The 19,435-nt window shown below is 71.8% G+C and carries 18 protein-coding genes and 1 pseudogene; 6 read left to right on the top strand and 13 right to left on the bottom strand.

Features of this window, described 5'->3' with window-relative positions; genetic code table 11:
* Complete coding sequence (locus tag HC031_RS30310) at positions 1-363, bottom strand: STAS domain-containing protein (protein ID WP_167928878.1); 363 nt, start codon at positions 361-363, stop codon at positions 1-3.
* 172 nt (positions 364-535) lie between these two features.
* Here HC031_RS30310 and HC031_RS30305 point away from each other — a divergent pair, with 172 nt between their 5' ends.
* A complete protein-coding gene (locus tag HC031_RS30305; RefSeq protein ID WP_420813707.1) occupies positions 536-2,881 on the top strand; it encodes a DEAD/DEAH box helicase in 2,346 nt (781 codons plus the stop codon).
* Here the strand turns inward: HC031_RS30305 and HC031_RS30300 are convergent, their stop codons facing one another.
* From HC031_RS30300 to HC031_RS30265, 8 genes and pseudogenes are all read right to left on the bottom strand, one after another.
* Positions 2,882-3,277 carry an Rv3654c family TadE-like protein gene (locus tag HC031_RS30300; RefSeq protein ID WP_167928876.1) on the bottom strand — a complete coding sequence of 132 codons (396 nt, stop codon included), beginning with the start codon at positions 3,275-3,277 and terminating at the stop codon, positions 2,882-2,884.
* Complete coding sequence (locus HC031_RS30295) at positions 3,274-3,726, bottom strand: TadE family type IV pilus minor pilin (protein ID WP_420813706.1); 453 nt, start codon at positions 3,724-3,726, stop codon at positions 3,274-3,276. The genes HC031_RS30300 and HC031_RS30295 overlap by 4 nt, the downstream gene beginning before the upstream one ends.
* 203 nt (positions 3,727-3,929) lie before the next feature.
* On the bottom strand, positions 3,930-4,112 hold the full coding sequence (locus tag HC031_RS30290; RefSeq protein WP_205863446.1) for a DUF4244 domain-containing protein: 183 nt from the start codon (positions 4,110-4,112) through the stop codon (positions 3,930-3,932).
* 21 nt (positions 4,113-4,133) lie between these two features.
* Positions 4,134-4,694, bottom strand: coding sequence for a type II secretion system F family protein (locus tag HC031_RS30285; RefSeq protein ID WP_338090909.1), 561 nt, complete (start codon positions 4,692-4,694; stop codon positions 4,134-4,136).
* Positions 4,695-4,888: 194 nt separating this feature from the next.
* The gene (locus HC031_RS32725; protein WP_338090908.1) at positions 4,889-5,608 is read right to left on the bottom strand and encodes a type II secretion system F family protein; all 720 of its coding nucleotides are present in this window, start codon (positions 5,606-5,608) and stop codon (positions 4,889-4,891) included.
* A pseudogene (locus tag HC031_RS30275) lies at positions 5,605-6,738 on the bottom strand (TadA family conjugal transfer-associated ATPase); the annotation flags it as partial. The pseudogene HC031_RS30275 and the gene HC031_RS32725, both read right to left, overlap by 4 nt.
* Complete coding sequence (ssd, locus tag HC031_RS30270) at positions 6,663-7,709, bottom strand: septum site-determining protein Ssd (protein WP_167928893.1); 1,047 nt, start codon at positions 7,707-7,709, stop codon at positions 6,663-6,665. The pseudogene HC031_RS30275 and the gene ssd, both read right to left, overlap by 76 nt.
* Before the next feature lie 275 nt (positions 7,710-7,984).
* Positions 7,985-8,503 (bottom strand): DinB family protein, encoded by a 519-nt coding sequence (locus HC031_RS30265; RefSeq protein WP_167928873.1) that lies wholly within the window; start codon positions 8,501-8,503, stop codon positions 7,985-7,987.
* 425 nt (positions 8,504-8,928) lie between these two features.
* On the opposite strand from HC031_RS30265, the gene HC031_RS30260 reads away from it, so the two are divergent.
* The 3 genes from HC031_RS30260 (at position 8,929) to HC031_RS30250 (ending at position 11,747) form a co-directional block, all read left to right on the top strand.
* Positions 8,929-9,501, top strand: a complete 573-nt coding sequence (locus tag HC031_RS30260) for a hypothetical protein (RefSeq protein ID WP_167928872.1) — start codon at positions 8,929-8,931, stop codon at positions 9,499-9,501.
* A 473-nt stretch (positions 9,502-9,974) separates the two neighbouring features.
* Positions 9,975-10,775, top strand: a complete 801-nt coding sequence (locus HC031_RS30255; RefSeq protein WP_167928871.1) for an HAD-IB family hydrolase — start codon at positions 9,975-9,977, stop codon at positions 10,773-10,775.
* A 402-nt stretch (positions 10,776-11,177) separates the two neighbouring features.
* A complete protein-coding gene (locus HC031_RS30250) occupies positions 11,178-11,747 on the top strand; it encodes a hypothetical protein (RefSeq protein ID WP_167928870.1) in 570 nt (189 codons plus the stop codon).
* Here HC031_RS30250 and HC031_RS30245 read toward each other — a convergent pair.
* Positions 11,716-12,468, bottom strand: coding sequence for a Fic family protein (locus HC031_RS30245; protein WP_167928869.1), 753 nt, complete (start codon positions 12,466-12,468; stop codon positions 11,716-11,718). The genes HC031_RS30250 and HC031_RS30245 overlap by 32 nt on opposite strands.
* Positions 12,469-12,767: 299 nt before the next feature.
* Between HC031_RS30245 and acs the strand changes: the two genes are divergently transcribed.
* Together acs and HC031_RS30235 are read left to right on the top strand one after the other, a co-directional pair.
* Positions 12,768-14,735 carry an acetate--CoA ligase gene (gene acs / locus HC031_RS30240; RefSeq protein ID WP_167928868.1) on the top strand — a complete coding sequence of 656 codons (1,968 nt, stop codon included), beginning with the start codon at positions 12,768-12,770 and terminating at the stop codon, positions 14,733-14,735.
* 154 nt (positions 14,736-14,889) lie between these two features.
* Positions 14,890-15,810, top strand: a complete 921-nt coding sequence (locus tag HC031_RS30235; protein WP_167928867.1) for an alpha/beta fold hydrolase — start codon at positions 14,890-14,892, stop codon at positions 15,808-15,810.
* Positions 15,811-15,829: 19 nt separating this feature from the next.
* Here HC031_RS30235 and HC031_RS30230 read toward each other — a convergent pair whose 3' ends face one another.
* From HC031_RS30230 to HC031_RS30220, 3 genes are all read right to left on the bottom strand, one after another.
* Complete coding sequence (locus HC031_RS30230) at positions 15,830-16,696, bottom strand: alpha/beta fold hydrolase (protein WP_167928866.1); 867 nt, start codon at positions 16,694-16,696, stop codon at positions 15,830-15,832.
* An 80-nt stretch (positions 16,697-16,776) separates the two neighbouring features.
* Entirely contained in the window at positions 16,777-17,142 is a 366-nt protein-coding gene (locus HC031_RS30225) for a hypothetical protein (protein WP_167928865.1), read from the bottom strand.
* Positions 17,139-19,259, bottom strand: coding sequence for an SseB family protein (locus HC031_RS30220; RefSeq protein ID WP_167928864.1), 2,121 nt, complete (start codon positions 19,257-19,259; stop codon positions 17,139-17,141). Before HC031_RS30220 ends, HC031_RS30225 begins: the two co-directional genes overlap by 4 nt.
* Positions 19,260-19,435: the final 176 nt, after the last annotated feature.

Raw genomic sequence — 19,435 nt, 5'->3', positions numbered from 1 at the left:
TTACGCCGACTGGCCCGGGTCAGCGTCCGTAGCCGCGGTGGCGGCCTCCACCGAGTCGTACAGCGCGAAGACCCGGTCAAGTGCGGTGATCCGGAAGATCTTCAGCAACCGTTCGTGGCCGCAGACCAGCGCCAGCGTGCCTCCAGCGGCCCGCAGCCGCTTGAGTGCTCCCACCAGAACGCCCAGTCCGGTCGAGTCCAGGAACTCGACGCGGCTCAGGTCGACGATCACGCTACGCGCGCCGGCCTCGACCAGTTCGACGAGGCGCTCACGCAACCGCGGAGCGGTGTAGACGTCGACCTCGCCACCGACCTCGAGCACCGTGTGATCGTCGACGGTGCGGGTCGACAGCGACAACTCCATGCGGACCTCCTCAACCGTGGTGCCGCTGGCGGCACCGCAAGTCCCCTGCGGGAATCTAACCATCGACCCTACGGGCGGGCGACGCGTCCCTGGTCATTCGGCACCGTGAACACGTCCGTTCGGCCCATCCGAGCGTGGACGGTAACGCCTCCGTGGTGTCAAAGTGCAGATCGTGACGAGCGTATTGCCCGAGCCGGCAGAGTTGTTGGATCGGCTGCTGCGGGGACGGCAGGCGACACCGCTCACACACGTCGAGCGCGTACCGGCGCGGCCCGGCGAACGGGTCCCCTGGCCGGAGTGGGTGACGCCGGACCTGCGCCGGGCGTTCGCCGGTCGCGGCGTCACCTCACCGTGGGAGCACCAGGCCAGGGCCGCCGATCTGCTGCACAGCGGGCGGCACGTGGTCGTCGCCACAGGCACCGCCTCCGGGAAGTCGCTGGCGTACCAGCTGCCCACGCTCGCGCACCTGCTCGACGACCCGCGCGCCACGGTGCTGTACCTGGCCCCGACCAAGGCGCTCGCCGCCGACCAGCTGCGCACCCTGGCCGCGCTGGACCTACCCGGCGTCCGGCCGGCCGGGTACGACGGAGACACCCCGCGCGAAGAGCGCGAATGGGTACGCCAGCACGCCCGCTTCGTCCTGACGAACCCTGACATGCTCCACCACGGCATCCTGCCGGGCCACGGGGCGTGGACGACCTTCCTCCGGCGGCTGGCGTACGTCGTGGTCGACGAGTGCCACGCCTACCGGGGGGTCTTCGGATCCCACGTGGCGCACGTCCTGCGCCGCCTGCGGCGGATCGCCGCCCGGTACGGCCGCGAGCCGGTCTTCGCGTTCGCCTCGGCGACCGTCGGTGACCCCGGTGGCACCGCGGAGCGCCTGGCCGGGGTACCCGTGACCGAGGTGACCGCGGACGGCTCGCCGCGCGGCGCGACGACGTTCGCGCTGTGGGAGCCGCCGCTGCTCAACCCGGTGACCGGCCTGGCCGCCGACGTCAGCGAGGCGGTCGAGGACGCCGCGCCGGTGCGGAAGTCAGCGCTGCGGGAGACCGCCGACCTGCTCGCCGACACGGTGGCGCACGGGGTACGCACCCTGGCGTTCGTACGGTCCCGGCGGGGCGCCGAGGTGGTCGCCGCGATGGCCCGGCGTTCGCTCGACGACGCGGCGCCCGGCCTCGGGGAGTACGTCGCCGCGTACCGCGCCGGTTACCTGCGCGAGGAGCGCCGGGTACTCGAGCGGGCGCTGCTCGACGGTGACCTGCTCGGCCTGGCCGCCACGAACGCGCTCGAACTCGGCGTCGACCTGTCGGGCCTGGACGCCGTCATTCTCGCCGGCTATCCGGGAACGCTCGCCTCGCTGTGGCAGCAGGCCGGACGGGCGGGCCGGTCGGGCCGGGAGTCGCTGTGCGTCCTCGTGGCCCGCGACGACCCGCTCGACACCTACCTCATCCACCACCCGGCGGCGTTGTTCTCCCGCCCCGTCGAGGCGACGGTGCTCGACCCGACCAACCCGTACGTGCTCGGTCCGCAACTGGCGTGCGCCGCCTCGGAACTGCCCCTGACGCCCGCCGACCTGGAGCTCTTCGGCGGACAGGCGGCCTCGGACGCGGTGGCGGCGCTGGTTGAGCAGGGCGTGCTGCGCAAGCGCCCCACCGGCTGGTACTGGACCCAACGGGGTCGGCCCGAGGTCGATCTGCGCGGCTCCGGCGGCGCCCAGGTGGTCGTGGTCGAGTCGAAGACCGGCCGGCTGCTCGGCACGGTCGACGGCGCCTCGGCGCATGTCCAGGTCCACCCCGGTGCCGTCTACCTGCACCAGGGCGTGTCGTACGTCGTCGACGACCTCGACCTCGACGACGCGGTCGCGCTGGTGCACGCCGAGGAGCCCGACTTCACCACGCACGCCCGCGAGGTGACCGACCTGTCGGTGCTGTCGGTGCGCTCGTACGTCGACGCCGGCCCGGTGGGGTTGTTCCTCGGCGACGTCGAGGTGACCAACCAGGTCGTCGCCTACCAGCGTCGACGCATCAGCACCGGCGAGGTGATGGACACCCGCCCGCTCGACCTGCCGGAGCGCTGCCTGCGTACCGTCGCCGTCTGGTGGACGGTGTCGCCCGGCGCGCTGGCCGACGCCGGGGTGCGGGCCGCGGACGTGCCGGGTGCCCTGCACGCCGCCGAACACGCGTCGATCGGATTGCTGCCGCTGGTGGCGACGTGTGACCGGTGGGACATCGGCGGCCTGTCCACGGCCGCCCACCCCGACACGGACGCGCCCACCGTCTTCGTCTACGACGGCCACCCGGGCGGCGCCGGCTTCGCGGAACGGGCCTTCGCCGTCGCGGCCGAGTGGCTGGGCGCCACCAGGTCGGCGATCGCGTCGTGCGGATGCGAGAGCGGCTGCCCGTCGTGCGTGCAGTCGCCCAAGTGCGGCAACGGCAACTCCCCGCTGGCCAAGGATGACGCCGTACGCGTACTCGACCTGGTCCTGGAGGAGCTGGCCGGCGCCGCCCGTACCCCGTGATCATGGAGAGTCCGGGTCGCGCCCAATGATCGCGGCTGGGGAGCGGGCCGGTCCGGCACGGGCCCACGCCCGTACCGGACCGGCCGCCCGACCGAGACCCGCCGCATCCGACTCCACGCCGACCACCACGTCGAGCCCGTCCAGCCGACACTCCACCAGCCGGGCGTCGTTGGCGGCGGCCACACGCCCGGCCCGGTCGCACGCCACGTCGTCACCTTCCCCGGCCCGCACCGCGCCCGCGAGCGCGCCCAGGTCCGCGGCTGCCTGAGCGCGGTGTCTGGCGATGAGCGCCGAACCTGCCCCGGCTACCGCGCCCGCGAAGGTCAACACCGCGAGCCCGACCCCGAGCAGCCACAGCGAAGCCGATCCGCGCTCGTCATCCGGTTTCGCGCTCACGACACCGGCTCCGGCTCGCGCGCGGCCACGGCGTACGCTTCGATGCCGAGGCCCGGCAGCCGGCCGCCAAGCGGGTGCACGATTGCGCGTACCGTCGCCCGGACCAGCTCCCCGTCCCCGTCGACGGTGACGTCGGAGCCGGCGGGTGCGGCACGGCGGCCGGCCGCGACACCCCCATCGCCCCGCGCCTGTGTCCGCGCCGCTTCCCGCGCCGCATCGACGCAGCGCAACTTCGTGGCGACAGCGTTCACCGAGGCCAGCCCCGCGACCAGCAGCAAGACGAGCACCGGCATGGCGACCGCCAGTTCGGCCGTCACCGACCCGCGCTCGCCGTCCCGGTCCCGCACCGCCCACCGCCGGTAGCCGCCGCCCGGGCGGTTCACGACCGCGATCTCCGGGTCACACTGGCGGTTCACGACCGCGATCTCCGGGTCACACTGGCGGTTCACGACCGCGATCTCCGGGTCACACTGACGGGCCGACCCGGCGCGGTTGCGGGACGACCGATCGCCGTCGCCCCCGGCTGGCGGATCCCCGGTGCTGGACGGCGGGTGCGCGTGACCGGCCAGTGGATTGCTGCTGCGGCCGCACCGCGCCCACGGCGGGCCGATGCGCCGGTTTGCGGCAGCCCGATCCCGGCCTCGACGCCGACTCAATTGAGGGCCCGCTGGATGATGGCGGCGAGCGCCGCGCGGACCGTATCGGACGTGACGACCTTGAGCAGCAGGCCGGCGAACGCGACCGCGGCGAGGGTCCCGACCGCGTACTCGGCGGTATTCATGCCGGCGTCACCGCGCAGCCGATCCAACAGCTTCCGGATCTTCGTTCGGGTCATCTCGGTTCCTCCTGATCGAGCTCATCCGGATCGAAGAACGTCGCCGAGCACGGCGACGACCACCGGCACCACACCGGTGAGCAGAAAGGCGGGTAGAAAACACAGGCCGAGCGGTAGTACGACCAGTACGCCCAGGCGCTGGGCCGCAGCCTCGGCCCGCGCTGCCCTGATCGCTCTCAGGTCACCGGCGACCCGGTCGAGCGCCCCGGCCATCGCCCCGCCGCTGTCGGCACTGCGTACGGCGGCGCGGCACACCCGCTCGACGCCCGGAACGTCAGTCAACGGCGCCCACGCCTCCACCGGCCTCGCGCCGAGGCGTAGCGCGGTTGCGACGCGTACCAGACGCCGGCCGAGCGGACCGCCGAACGCTTCGCCGACGACCTCGGCGGCCCTGGCCTGGGGAGCACCTGCTCGGAGAGCGGCGGCCAGCAGATCGACCGCGACCGGCAGATCAGCGGCGGCCGCTCGGCGCTCGCCCCCGCTACCCACCGGCCAGCGCCGTAACGCCCACCAGCCCGTGACGGCGACAACCCCACCGGCCGCCGGGCCGAACCAGCCACCCACCAGGCCCGCCGTGGCCACGCCCGCCAGGGCCACCGCCGCGCCGGCTCGCCAGTTCGGCGTCGCACCTTCTCGCGGGCGCGGCGTCGCGCCTGCTCGCCAGTTCGGCGTCGCGCCTGCTCGCCAACTTTCCGCCGCGCTTCGCTGGCGGACCGGCGTGGCGGAGGCGCGGCGCCACGGGCCCCGCGCACCGGGGGCTCGGCGTCGGCCGGCCGTCACGACGCCCGCTCCACGGCGCTCCGGCACAGCCTGCCGGTCCAGCTCAGACCGCCGTACTGGAGAGCCAGCGCAGCAAGCGCACAGACCGCCCCCGACGGTGTGTGCAGCAGTGTGTAGACCGGCCGGGCCCCCATCGCGTACCCCAGGCCCACGCCGGCGACGGGCAGCAACGCGAGCAGCACCGCGCTGGACCGGGCGCCGGTGGTCTGCGCCGCCACGGCGAGCCGCGCCCGCTCGACGGCGCGCAGGTCGTGCTCAACGCGGTCGAGCAGGTCAGCCAGCGGCGAGCCCAGCTGTTCGCTCACCTCGTACGCGACGGACAGCAGTGCCAGGGCCCGCCGTACCGCCGGATCCGCCTTGCCTGCCTGTAGGGCTGCCCGGACCGCTTCCACGGCCGTCGAAGTGGTGACGCCGGCACGCAGGTCCGCTGCGAGGCCTCCGATCCGGTCCAGCGCGGCGTCGCGGCCGTCGGCGAGCCCCCGATCCGTCACAGCCCGGCGCAGCGCCCGCAGCGCGAGGAGCGCGTACCCCAGCACGAGGGCGGCGGCGACCCCGCCGCCGAAGGCTCCCGCCACGCCGGCGGCGAGGGTGGCAACGCCCGCCATCGCCAGGGTGGTGCGCGGTCGCGCGACCACTGCGGCGAGCCGTACCTGCCGGGACGCCCGCGAACCGGTGAGCCGTGACAGCCGCCGCCGTGCGCCCCTTCCCCGGATCACGACGACCCCCTGTGTAGTACCGGTGGAGGCGCGACGCCGCGCGCCGCCAGCAGGTCCGCGAGCTCCCGGGCAGCCGGGCCGGCTCCGGTGCCGCGCCGCCAGGCGGGTACGGCCCGCACGAGCCGCGACCCGGCCGCAGGCAGCAGCAGGCAGATCTCGTCCAGGACGCGACCGGTCGCCGTCGCACGTACCTGGAGCACGACCTGGAGAGCGGCGACGATCTGGGCGTGCAGCGCTTCCCTGGGCACTCCGCCGAGAAGCCCCAACGCCTCCAACCGAGCGGGTACGTCCGCCGAACTGTTGGCGTGGAGCGTGCCCGCACCACCCTCGTGGCCGGTGTTCAGCGCCCCGAGGAGATCGATGACTTCGGCGCCGCGGCACTCGCCCACGATGAGCCGGTCCGGCCTCATCCGGAGCGCCTGCCGTACGAGGTCGCGCAGTGTCACCGCACCCGCGCCCTCGATGTTGGGTGGCCGGCCTTCCAACGCCACGACGTGTGGATGCGCCGGCCGCAGCTCAGCCGCGTCCTCGACGACGACGATCCGTTCGGTCGGGGGTACGAGCGACAGGAGGGTCGCCAGGAGCGTCGTCTTGCCCGCCCCCGTCCCGCCGGCCACAAGGTAGGCCAACCGTGCGGCCACGATCGCGGCGAGCAGCGCGGCCGCTTCGACGTCGAGGCTGCCGGCGGCTACGAGTTCGGGCAGGGTGAACGCGCGTCGGCGAAGGGTCCGCAGCGACAGGTACGGGCCGTCGCGGGCTATGGGCGGCAGTACCGCGTGCAACCGGGTGCCGTCGGGCAACCGCGCGTCGACGAAGGGGCTGCCCTCGTCGAGGCGACGCCCGGCGGCAGCCGCGAGCCGCTGCGCGAGGCGACGTACGTCAGCCGGAGGCCCGAGCCAGACGCCCGCCCGCTGCAGGCCGGCTCCCCGGTCGACCCAGACGTCTGCCCCGTTGACCAGCACGTCGGTCACGTCGGCCTGGGCGAGCAGCGCCATCAGCCCGCCTACACCGCTGGCGCCGTGAGCCGGGCCGGACGGATCGGCCGTTTCGGTGGTCATGCCACCGGCTCCCGTGCCTCGAGGTTCAGCTCGCGCAGAATCCGCTGGCAGAGCAGCGCCAGCCGGCCCCGACCGGTGCCCGCCGGCGGCTGGCCGCGTTCGATGGCTCGGGCGAGTTCGGGCTCGCTGCGAAGCGTCCCGGCAAGGGGAAGGCCCAGCGCCCGGGCGATCTCGCGAGCCTTGAGCCGTCCGGGAGCCGGACCGCGTACGACCACCCGGAGCGCACCGGTATGGACCGCCGCGACAGCGGCTACGCGGGCCGCGGCCGCACAGGCGCGAAGCTCGGCCGGCACGAGCAGCAGGGCGCGGTCCGCGGCCGTCAACGCGACCACGGCCGCGTCGTCGAGGCGCCGGGGCAGATCGACGACCACGAGGTCACGGCTGGCGCGGCCGGCGTCCAGGGCGGCCTCCATCGCGTCCGGTGGTACCGATACCAGCTCGCCACGGTCCCAGGAGAGCACCGCGAGCTCGCCCCGGTTGGGCAGCGCGTCCACGAGCGCCGGCGGCGCCACGCCCGAGGAGCCGTGCGAAAGCGCGGGCCACCGCAGCCCGTCCAGGTCCTCCCAACCGAGGACCAGGTCGGCCCCACCGCCGATCGGATCGGCATCGACCAGCAGGGCCCGCAGGCCGGCGCGCGCCGCGGTCACGGCCAGCCCGGCCGCCAGTACGCTCGTGCCGGCACCGCCCCGCCCACCGAGCACCGCGACGACCGCCGCCGGTCGGGGCGCTCCGACCGCGGCGGCCAGCCGGTCCACCAGCCAAGGCTCGGCGGCAGGCAGCACGGCGATGTGTTCGGCGCCGAGGTTCTCAGCCACGTCCCACGGCGGCTGTTCGAGCGGCTCGACGACGACGAGCACGACCCCGGGGCGTCGGGGTAGCCGGGCCCGCGCGCAGGCCTCGGCCGCCCGTACCCCCACCAGTACGAGCGGAGCCGCGGCGAAACGGGTGCGTGCCGCGACCGGATCGGGCGCGACGTCCAGCTCCACGCGCGCGTCCGAGGCGATCCGCACGGCTTCGTCGAGCAGGTACGGGTCATCGGTGATCAGGAGAGGGCGGAGCGGCTCACAGACTGCGGTTCGGCGAGAGGCCACGGCGGTCTCCACGGATCGAGGGGCGGAACGGACCGCCCCACCGTGGGGCAAGCGGTGGGGTCGGCGCCGCCCAGCTCGGTTGATCTGTGGACAGCGAGGGTGCCTGTGGACAGTCCAAGGCGACAGTCGTTGATCTGCTATGTCTCCGCGCTGAGACAAACCGACACGACCGCGCGGAGTGGGCGGGCCGTTACCGGGGCACGAAGGCGTTTGACTGCGACAGGCGGCTATGGGCGGACGTCTGGGCGCTGCTCGTTGACAAGCTGCTCGCGCAGGATGTCTGCGTGGCCGCAGTGCTGCGCGAGCTCGCGCAGCACGTGGAGGTATACCCAGCGCAGCGGGAGGGGACCGCGCCGGTTGCCGTGGACCATGTCGTCCAGCCCCAGCGAGGACGTCGCACGGCGTGATGCCTCGCATGCTTCGCGGTGTGCTCGCCGGACGGTGGCGATGGTGTCGTCGTCATCGAGGATGAACGACTCGTCCGGTGTCGCCGGGATGCCGATTTCAGCGCGCGACCGGCATGTGATGGCTTCGTCGAACCAAACCTTCTCGACGAAGGTTGCGTGCTTCACCAGCCCTAACAGCGTGGTCCGGGAGGGTACCAGCGACCGGCGCGCTTGCTCCTCGGTCAGCCCGTCGAGGCAGCCGTTGAGCGCTTCCCGGTGTTCGTTGAGGAACGCATCGAACTGTGCTCGGGCCGATTGGTTGATGGCGTCTTCAGCGGACGTCGCCGGGAGGGAGGACATGTACGAAGCATCCCAAAGGCAGTCTTCTACGAACAACCGAAAACCGGCCGTTGACCGGCGATTCGCCTGACGACACTGGAAGCTGGGCTGGCCGCTCTGCTGACGGTCGATGTCAGTCGAGGTCGAGAACGGGAGCGGTCCCGCTACCCGCACCTTCAGGCGCTACAGGTCGGCAGGGCTCCCGAACGCCGCTGTCGGGCGGGTTGTCGTCAGGCGCGGGCGCCTCGTACGGCCACCGTCCGCTAGCCACCCTGCCGGCCATCAGATCAGCGCTAATCGATCTCATGGCACTCCGCACGTCATTCGCGTCGCACTCGTCCGGGGAGCGATCACCAGCTCAGGTGACACGGAATCCCGGCGATGTCGATCGCCTTCCGGATCGAGGCCGCTGGTTGGCGGCATTGACGCCCACCTGTGATCGGCACGTGATAGTGATCATCGATAGTTCCTTCATGAGGCGGTCGCTCGCCGTGGCGGTGGCCGCGGTCATGGCATGGATATCGCTGGGCGCCTGTTACCTTGGTCCGGATCCGGTGCAATATGCGGCCTTGTCCGTGATCGCTGGGCGGCCGACGGCGGTCGTCGCCGTGTGTGAACGCTCAACAGTCAGGGTCGAGCTGTACCTCAATGACCACAGCAGGGACGGTGAGCTGCACCTGTGGTCCGTCACGGTCACGCCGCCGAACCGGGTTCAAGACGTCGAGGTGGAGCTGCTTGGGACAGCACGACCCGGCTGGGAGATCACCTCCAACGAGGAGAAGATCATCGGCGCGAGCCCCGGCAGCTTCAAAGTCGTACCGTTGACGTCGATCGAAACCGGGCACCATTACACCCTCGATTCGTCGACCGGTGGCCCTGAAGGCGCGAGCGCGCCAGCGGTCACCTTCACCACTGATGACCTGCCCAGGATCGGAGCGGGCCAGGTGCTAGCCCCGATTGACCATAAGCGCTCCAAGGTGGTGTCACGCAGCTCGTTCGTCAAGGAGCGCTGCGGCTGACACTCGCGTCCAGGGCCGCGCTCTCACGTCGGCGTGACAGGACGTTTCGCCGGGGATGCCCGCCAGCCCGTAGGCCACTTGAACCTGCCGCACATCGTCTCGCGGACATGCACCCGTGAGCTGGGCCGTCGCCGGGGACCGTACAAGGGACGACCCCCGCCGGGGGGAGGCGGGGGTCGTCGTGGGTCCGACTCCGGGGGGTCGAGCCGAACCCGCTCGGCAATCACGGGGGGTGTGAACGCCGAGAAACCAGGGTGTAGCCACGGAAACAGGATTATGCGCCACAGAGCAGACATACAGGGCAGGAAGCGCAAGCTTACCGCAAATACTAAGCATGCCCGAGGTATCGCCGTACGTCGAGTAGCGCGACGTTCGACTATCCGCAACTCGGTATCGATGCACTCGGATTTCTCGGAACAATGTTGACACATATCAACCACGAGCGGCGAACACAGCCGGCTAGACTGCCGCCCGTGGGTCGCAGCGCCGCATTTTTTGACCTCGATAAGACGGTCATCGCGAAGTCCAGCGCGCTCGCGTTCGGCCGGCCGCTCTACCGCGACGGCCTCATCGGGCGCCGAGAGATGATCAAAGCCGCGTACGCACAGCTCCTCTACCGCCTCGGGGGCGCGGACGACCAGCAGATGGCCCGGATCCGCGACGCGGTCGCGCAACTGTGCAAGGGCTGGCGGGCCGAACAGGTCCGCCAGATCATCAACGAGACGTTGCACGAGCTGATAGACCCCTACGTGTACGCGGAAGCCGCTTCCCTCATCCTCGAACACCGGGCGGCGGGACGGGACGTCGTACTGGTCTCCTCGTCCGGCGAGGAGATGGTGCGCCCCATCGGCGAACTGCTCGGCATCACCGACGTCATCGCCACCCGGATGGTCATCGAGGACGGCTGCTACACCGGCGAAGTGGAGTTCTACGCAGCCGGTCCGAACAAGGCCACCGCCATCCGCGAGCTCGCCGCCGAGCGCTCCTACGACCTCGCCGACTCCTACGCGTACTCGGATTCGATCAGCGACACGCCGCTGCTCGAGACGGTGGGCCACCCGACGGCGGTCAACCCGGACCGGGCGCTGCGCAAGGTGGCGGTCGAGCGGGGCTGGCCGGTACTGGAGTTCCGCCACCCCATTCCGCTGATGCGCCGGCTGCGGCAACGTCCCGCGGTTCCGATGGCCGCCGCGGCCGTCGGCCTCGGCGCCGCGGTCGCGATCGGGCTGGCGGTGTACGGCCGCCACCGGCGCGCTCGCGTCCCCCTGACCTGAGACCCCCGCGAAGGCGCGGCGCGCGCCCCGGCGACCCCGGGCGGGGGCGGCGCCCGCGTCGACTGCGGACACGGCACCGAAACCGCTACCGACAGGTTACTGGAATCCGGCCCCTGACCAGCGTAGAAAGTGACGTGCGGCCCGGCGACGGGTTCGGACGAGACCATCGGGGAACGGGTACGGCCAGCCACCTCCCACACCCGCCGTCGATGCGTCGACGCCGTGAGCGGTTCGCCTGACCCTTGAGGCGCCTCTCGCCGCCGCTGACACCGGCGGAATGTGCGAACGAGTACCACACGACCTGGCCGTGCCGTGTCGGAAACCAACTCAACCGGGGGACAGAAACTGTCGCGCCCTCGGCTTAACGTGACAGCCGTTGACGGTTCGAGGCGAGGAGACGGAGTGGCACCACTGCTGACCTTGATCACCTATGTGGTCGGCGCGGCGCTGGCCGTCGGATACGCCTGCGAGGCAGGTCTGCCGTTCTGGCGCAGGGCTACCGCCTGCGCCCTGACTCTGGCCCTCGCCGTCGGCACTGGTCAACTGCTGATGTCGGCCAATCCGGCGCCCGCGTACGCGGTCGGCATCCCGTCCCTGCTGCTGCTCGGCGCAATCATGATCGCACCACAACGGCCCGCGCGGCCGGCCACACCGAGGAGGCGGGCGTCCGACCAGGTGCGGTCCGCGAGGACGGCCAAGGGGTGGGATCTCGACCGTAAGGCGTCCCGCCACCACGCGACCCTGCCGAGTCTCACCGACTCCGACGGCCCGCATTACCCCGACCCGGTGACGCAGCTCACACCGGTGAGCCGATCAATTCAGGTCGGCCGCGCGCGTGCGGTCACCCAGGTCTCGCACCGCACCGCGAGCGACCAGAGATCGGAGGAGGCGGCCCCGCCCATGCGACGCCGCCACGACCGCCGCGGAACGCCGCGTTCCCTCACCCGGATATCCCGCTGCAGATATCGCTGAGTTCGGCCGCGGCGACCTCGACGGCCGCCGCGTAGTGCCGAAACCAGGACCGGAGCCCGTCAGGCGTACCCGTGGCGAAGGCGCCGGCGGATCCCACGTATTCGGGCTCGCGCGCCTGGTGCCCCACCTCCACCGCGAGCAGGCCCCGCGGGTCGAGCCCGGCCGCCATGAGCGTGAGCCGTGCGGCGGCGCGGGCGACCACTCCGTTCGGACCGGCGAACGCGCGCAGCGCGAGAAGCTCGCCGTGGACCACGGCGGCCTGCAGCAGCGCCGGAACGCTGCCGCCCTGACCCTCCGCCTGCCCGACGACCACCCCGGCCAACGCGTCCAGCCGGGCGGCCACGGCCGGCTCGCCCACCGGCCGGCCCAGCTCCGCCTCGTCCACCACGCCACGGGCGGCGAGAACGTGCAGGCGGGCGAGCGCCTGCCGCGGCGAGCGCACCCAGGCGGCGGTCAGCCCGTCGAGCGCCGTGCTGACCCGGAGCGCCCCCTGCAGCGTCGGGTCGGTCACCAGACCGGCGCGTACCTGCTCCAGGTCGTACCCGTGCCCCTCGAGCGCGGCGCTGGCCACCGCGGACCGCAGGCCCACCTCGACGGCGACCTGGCCACCCGAGCGCCGCAGCGCGCGGTGTCGCATGGCCGCGTCGGCGGCCCGGCGGGCATTGTCGAGCACGGCTGGCACGTCGGCGAGCTCGAGAAGCGGTGCGAGCGGATTGGTCACGGTGGCGATGATTCCATCCCGGTCCGGGGCGCCCTCAGCCCGTACCCGCAACCAATTTCTGCTCAGTACTGTTCGAAAGCCGCGCGAAACGGCAACATATGAGCAGTGATGTGCCGGCCGGCGCGCCGTTACGCGCATTCGACGCTGCGCGTCCATGACCCTCGCATCGACCGTCACACCGCGATTAGCCTGCTAGGCAAAGGACCCGGAGCCACATCAGGGGAGCACCGCGTAATGAGCGAGCGCAGCGAGCGGACCAGTGCGCTTCTCGCCGCTTGCGAGCACAGCGAGGAGACGCGATGAGTGAAACGTTGGCAAACCTGCTCAACGAGACCCGGCAGTTCCCACCGCCTGCCGAACTGGCGGCGAACGCCAACGTCAAGGAGGACGCGTACGGGGCGGCCAAGGCGGACCGGCTCGCCTTCTGGGAGACCCAGGCCCGACGGCTGCACTGGGCCAAGGAGTGGGACCAGGCGCTCGACTGGTCCAACCCCCCGTTCGCCAAGTGGTTCGTCGGGGGTCAGCTCAACGTCGCGTACAACTGCCTCGATCGCCACATCGACGAGGGCCGGGGCAGCAAGGCGGCGATCCACTGGATCGGCGAGCCGGGTGACACCCGCTGCCTGACCTACGCCGACCTGCACCGCCTCACCTGCCAGGCCGCGAACACGCTGCTCGAACTCGGCGTACGGGCGGGTGACCGGGTCGCCATCTACCTGCCGATGATCCCCGAGGCCGTGGTCGCGATGCTCGCGTGCGCCCGGATCGGCGCCACCCACAGCGTGGTCTTCGGCGGGTTCTCAGTCGACGCGCTCGCCAGCCGCATCACCGACGCCGACGCGAAGCTCGTCATCACCGCCGACGGCGGCTACCGCCGGGGCAAGCCCAGCGCCCTCAAGCCCACCGTCGACGAGGCGGTCGACCGCTGCGCCAGTGTCGAGCACGTCCTCGTCGTCCGCCGTACCGGCGAGGACGTGGACTGGCGCGAGGGCCGCGACCTCTGGTGGCACGACACCGTCGAACAGGCCAGCACGGACCACACCGCGCAGCCGTTCGACGCCGAGCACCCGCTGTACATCCTCTACACGTCCGGGACCACCGCGAAGCCCAAGGGGATCCTGCACACCTCCGGGGGCTACCTGACCCAGGCGAGCTGGACCTTCCACGCCGTGTTCGACCACAAGCCGGACACGGACGTGTACTGGTGCACCGCCGACATCGGCTGGGTGACCGGGCACAGCTACATCGTGTACGGTCCGCTGTCCAACGGCGCGACGCAGGTGATGTACGAAGGCACCCCGGACACCCCGCACCGCGGCCGTTTCTGGGAGATCGTGCAGGAGTACGGGGTCACGATCCTGTACACCGCGCCGACCCTGATCCGCACGATGATGAAGTGGGGCGACGACGTCCCCGCCCAATACGACCTGTCGTCGCTGCGGATCCTGGGCTCGGTCGGCGAGCCGATCAACCCCGAGGCCTGGATGTGGTACCGGCAGAACATCGGTCGGGGCCAGACCCCGGTCGTGGACACCTGGTGGCAGACCGAGACCGGCTCGATAATGATCAGCCCGCTCCCCGGCGTGACCGCCGCCAAGCCCGGCTCGGCCATGACCCCGCTGCCCGGCATCAGCGCCGACGTGGTCGACGACCAGGGCAACTCGGTACCCAACGGCGGTGGCGGGTACCTGGTGATCCGCGAGCCGTGGCCGAGCATGCTGCGCACCGTGTGGGGCGACGACCAGCGCTTCATCGACACGTACTGGTCCCGGTTCGACAACATGTACTTCGCCGGTGACGGCGCCAAACGCGACGCCGACGGCAGCATCTGGCTGCTCGGCCGGGTCGACGACGTCATGCTGGTGTCGGGCCACAACATCTCGACGACGGAGGTGGAGAGCGCCCTCGTCAGCCACCCGAAGGTCGCCGAAGCCGCGGTGGTCGGCGCGACCGACCCGACGACGGGCCAGGCCATCGTGGCGTTCACGATCCTGCGGGGCAGCGTGCCCGAGGACGAGGCCACCGGCGAGGCGCTGCTCAAGGAGCTGCGCGAGCACGTGGCGAAGACCCTCGGCCCGATCGCGAAGCCACGGCAGATCATGATCGTGCCAGAACTGCCGAAGACCCGCTCCGGGAAGATCATGCGACGTCTGCTGCGTGACGTGGCGGAGAACCGGTCGCTGGGCGACGTCACCACCCTGCAGGACTCCACGGTGATGGACCTCATCGCCGGTGGCATGAAGTCCGGGAAGACGGACGAGGACTGAGCCGCACCATCCCGCCGACCGGGAGGGACAGCCCTTCCCGGTCGGCGGGATGGATATTGACAAGAGTGATGGACACCACGATCCGCCACACCGTTCATGCGTTCACATCCGTGCTGTGGATGCGAAGTCGCGGGATTTCCGTACGCTGAGCGTCATGACTGCCCCGGTCGACGAGTCCTGCGTGCTGGTCGACGGCCCGTGGACACACCGCTTCGTCAGCGCCAACGGCACCCGCTTCCACGTCGTGGAGGCCGGTAGCGGCCCGCTGGTGCTCTTCCTGCACGGCTTTCCCGAGTTCTGGTGGGCCTGGCATCACCAGTTACGGCTGGTGTCCGAGGCCGGCTTCCGCGCCGTCGCCGTCGACCTGCGCGGGTACGGCGCCAGCGACAAGCCACCGCGCGGGTACGACGGATACACGATGGCCGGTGACGTGGCCGGCCTGATCCGCGCTCTCGGGGAACGCAGCGCCGTCCTGGTCGGCGCCGGGTACGGCGGCACCATCGCCTGGACGACGGCCTCGTTCCACCCCACGCTCGTCCGCCGACTGGTCGTCATGAGCGCGGCGCACCCGCTGCGGCTGCGCGCCGCGCTCGCCAGCGACCCCCGCGGACAGCTCACGGCGTCGCTGCCCTTGCTGCGATTCCAGGTGCCGCGCTTCGAGCACCTCCTCACCCGCGACAACGCCACGCTGGTCGGTGAGTACCTGCGCCGCTGGGCCGGACCGGCCTGGCAGCGCACCGCCGACTTCGACGACTATGAACAGTGCTGCCGTGACGCCATGCGGATTCCGCAGGCGGCGTTCTGCGCCATGGAGACCTACCGCTGGGCGGTACGTTCGGTGCTGCGCCCACACGGGTACCGCTTCGTCAAGCTGCTCCAGCAGCCGATCACGAGCCCGACGCTGCACCTGCACGGCGCGCTGGACTCGGCCGTGCTGCCGCGCACCGCGCAGGGCTCCGGCCGGTACGTGATCGCCCGGTACGAATGGCAACTGCTGGACGGGATCGGACACTTCCCCCACCTGGAGGCACCGGACTTCGTCGCGGGTGAGATCCTCCGCTGGGCGAAGGATTAGCTGGCGCGCCGACCCGGCACTACTCGCTGAGAACCTTGCGCAGGGTGGCGGCGAAGGCGTCCGGTTCGCCCGTCTCGCCGTACTCCCCACCGAGGAATCCGCCGTGGCCGCCCGGGAAGGTGGCGGGCGTCGTCCCGAGCCGTTCGGCCACGGCCACGGCCGCGCGTCCGGTCATCACGTGGGCGGATTCGACCCCCACCCCGATGACGACGCGGGTCGACGCCTCGCGGAGCGCGTCGAAGTCGTGCCCGTAGTGGGTGCACGAAATCATGTTCTGCCCGACCAGCGGGTCGTCGCGGGAGCCGTCGTCTTCGGTCGGCAACCCGAACGCGGCGGGGTCCGGCCCGGGCTGGTCGGCGAACCCGGCCGGGATCGGACCTTCGTGGCTGACGAGCGCGATGAACTTCGCCATCGCCGGGCCGAAGCCGCTGCGCTGGTACGTCCGGTGGATGTCGGCGGCTGCGGCCAGCGCCGCCTCGCGGTCGGGTAGCTCCTGTACGACCGGCGGCTCGTGCGCCACGAGGGTCCGGACCTGTTCCGGGTGCCGGGCGACCAGGGCCAGGGCGTTGACCGCACCACCGCTGCTGGCGAAGATGTCGACCGGTCCGGCGTCCAGGGCGGAGATCAGTCGGTGCAGGTCGTCCGCGTGCTCGTCGGGCGTGGACTCCGTGGCGTTGTCGGTACGTTTGCTGCGCTCCGCACCGCGCGGGTCGTAGGTCACGACCGTACGGTCGTCGAAATGCCCGGCAAGGGTGCCGAATCCGGCGGCGCCCATCGGCGACCCGATGAGCAGCAGGACCGGCAGGGTGCTGGTGTCGTTGCCCCGGACGTCGTAGTGCAGGACAGCGCCCGGCACGGCCAGGGTGTGGGTCTTCGGCTCCGTCATCGATGCCCCTTCCAGCGGATTCTCGATCTCCACTGGTGCAGACCTGTCACGACGGCGAAACTCATCGCCGGCTCAGCGCACTAGACCCGGTACTCGCGCAGCTCGGTCACCTCGTCGCGCGCCACCCAGCCCTGGTAGACGCCGAAGTCGAACTCCTCGAGCCCCAGCTGCCGGGCGACCGGAGCCAGCCCGCCCGTGTACTCGACCCGCAGCCAGGAGTCGTGCTCGGCCAGCACGATGAACGGCTCACCGCGCCACGTGCACATCGTCCGGATGTATACGAGCTCGTCGACCTCGTCGCCCGGCACACAGCGGCGGAACCGCCCGGGTCGTACCTCGTCGAAGCCGTCTTCCGGGTCCGGTCGGTAGAGGCGCACCTGCTCGCCGTCCGGGCTCGCCTCGTACTCGCGCCCCTGCCACCGGGCGGCGTAGCCGTCGCGGATCATTGTTCGTCCACCCGCTGCCAGCGCGGCCCGTCCGCGTCGAACCTGGCGACGAGGGTCTCGGTGCCCTGGCTATCCAGGCGCCACAGCTCCGCGCCGTGCGGCAGCCGGACGCTGTCCACCTTGAACTCGGCGATCACGTCCCGGCTCTCACTCGGGGCGAAGCCGTTGCCGCGAAACGGCGGGCGCTCGATGACCCACCCCTGCATCGCCTGCATCGCGGCCTCGTTCTGCCCGCCGTAGGGGATGCGGTAGAGGTTTCCGCGGTATGCCGCCCAGCGCAGCACGAACACCTCGGCGTCGTCGGGGCTGAACCGCGACTCCGAGTAGCCCAGGCCCAGCGCGTTGTAAAGCTCCGGGGGCGTGCGAAGATGCGCGACCTCGCTCGCGCGGTGCACGAAGCCGGAGACCCGGTCGTAGCCTCGGTCGAGGTAGTAGGGCACCTGCTGGGCGGAGATGGTCTTCTGCATCAGGACCGGGCCGGGCGCCGGGGGTGGCGTGATGCTGTGGTGGAGCGGCTCGGGCTCGGCCGCGGGCACTTCAGGCTCCGGCCGCTCGTCGGTGAGGCCTTCCCCCGCAGCCCAGGTGGCGAGGGTGAGAATCTGGACGCCGGGCAGGGTCGCCTGGATGGGGCTGCCGGGGTTGACGGCGAACCACAACCCCTCCCCGGGCCAGGAGCTGATCAACTGCGTGAACCTGACCCAACTGGCCGGTGAGTCGTCGCCGAGGTGCTCGCGCAGCCGCTCGTCGGAGGTGAAGACCACGGCGTACCGCTGGCCGTCCACCTCCTCGGTGTACCACCGGTCGGTGGCGGCAAGGGGATCGCCGGCCGGGCCCGGCATCAGCACCTTGGCCAGCAGCAGGGTCGACAGGAAGCTGTCGGTGCTGCCCTCGCTCGCGGCGTCGAGCAGGGCCGATTCGACCTCGTTGGCCGGCGTGAAGCCGGCCTGCGCGGTGTCCGGCGGCGGTTCGACGTGCGCCGGCTCCGGCTGCGGCGCCTCGACGTGCGCCGGCTCCGGCTGCGACGCTTCGAGGTGCGCCGGCTCCGGCTGCGGCGCTTCGAGGTGCGGCGGTTCGGGCTGGGCCACCGGCGGCTGCTGCGACGGCGGCGGGTCCAGTGGCGTCAGAGCGTCCGGCAGCGGCGGGTCCAGTGGCGTCAGGGCGTCCGGCAGCAGGGCCCCCGGCGGCGCGCCCAGGACATCCACAGCGGTCCCGTACGGCGCCGGGGCCTCCGGCAGGAGCGCCTGCGCAGCGGGCTCAGGATGCGCCGTCGAGGGCGGTTCCGGCGCTACGGGGATCGTCGCCGGCGCCACGAGGTCGGTCGCCGGCTCGTGTGCGCGCTCGTACAGCGGCTCGTACCCGCCGTCGGCTCCGCCCTCCAGCCCGAGCGGATCGTGGTCCTCGTCGGTCGTGTGCCGGCCGACGAGGTCTCGGTACGGGTCGAAATACTCCCTCGCGTCATTGCCCGGAGCGCTCCGGGCCGGGCCGCCGTTGTCCGTCACCGGGCCGCCAGGCTGAGGCGCGGGTTGACGGCCGGGCGGGCCGAAGCCGTGCCGGCTCAGCAGTTCCGCTCGGCGCGACAGCGCGCGACCGCCGTTCGGCAGGGTGCCCTCTGCCGACGGCAGCCCGCCGTTACGGGTCGGCGGGCCGGGCAGCGCGGTCGCGTCCACGGCGCGTGACCGCAGCGCGTTCGCGTGTTCGATACGGGCCCGGGCGCCCAACGTACGACCGGGCAGGCTGACGTCGCCGCGACTGATCTGGAGCACGAACCACGGCGGGAGATAGCCCTCGATCGGCAGGCCCGGATTGACGGCGAGCCACCACTCCTGATCGGGCCACGAGTCAGCCAGCTCTTGGAACGCCAGCGTGCGGTATGTGCCGGCGTGCTCTGCCAGGCAGATGCGGAGGGCCGCGGGCGAGGTGAAGGCGAGGACGTGGGTACGGGAATCGGTGATCCAGGTGCCCCACGCCATCGGCGCACGGCCGGCGAACGCATCGGCGTCCACCGGCAGGATCAACTCGGTGCGGGCCAGGAAGCGGAAGTAGCTCTCCTGGTCTCCGGCACGGAGCGTGTCCCGCATCGCGGCCTCGGCCTCGGTGGCCGGCTCCCAGTCGCTCACGGCCACCCCCTTCTCGGTCTCGGACGGTCACGCTGGAGAGACCTAACCTACAAGGACTTCGACCCGAGGGCCGACTCCGTGCACAACCGATCGGCACACCGGCATCGCTGTGCAACCGGATTGAGGACCGTTATATCGGGTCGACGCCACCGCTGGCACATCTGAGCGGCTGCGAC

The organism is Planosporangium thailandense, from assembly GCF_011947195.1.
Lineage (GTDB): Bacteria > Actinomycetota > Actinomycetes > Mycobacteriales > Micromonosporaceae > Planosporangium > Planosporangium thailandense.
Note: the sequence above shows the minus strand (reverse complement) of the source record. Positions and strands in the feature narration are given on the sequence as shown.

Excerpts from the sequence above, each read along its gene's own strand:
- HC031_RS30235 (WP_167928867.1), top strand. The coding sequence starts at position 14,890 with ATGACTGCCCCGGTCGACGAGTCCTGCGTGCTGGTCGACGGCCCGTGG.
- HC031_RS30265 (WP_167928873.1), bottom strand. The coding sequence starts at position 8,503 with ATGTCCTCCCTCCCGGCGACGTCCGCTGAAGACGCCATCAACCAATCG.
- HC031_RS30310 (WP_167928878.1), bottom strand. The coding sequence starts at position 363 with ATGGAGTTGTCGCTGTCGACCCGCACCGTCGACGATCACACGGTGCTC.
- HC031_RS30290 (WP_205863446.1), bottom strand. The coding sequence starts at position 4,112 with ATGACCCGAACGAAGATCCGGAAGCTGTTGGATCGGCTGCGCGGTGAC.
- HC031_RS30225 (WP_167928865.1), bottom strand. The coding sequence starts at position 17,142 with ATGATCCGCGACGGCTACGCCGCCCGGTGGCAGGGGCGCGAGTACGAG.
- acs (WP_167928868.1), top strand. The coding sequence starts at position 12,768 with ATGAGTGAAACGTTGGCAAACCTGCTCAACGAGACCCGGCAGTTCCCA.
- HC031_RS30230 (WP_167928866.1), bottom strand. The coding sequence starts at position 16,696 with ATGACGGAGCCGAAGACCCACACCCTGGCCGTGCCGGGCGCTGTCCTG.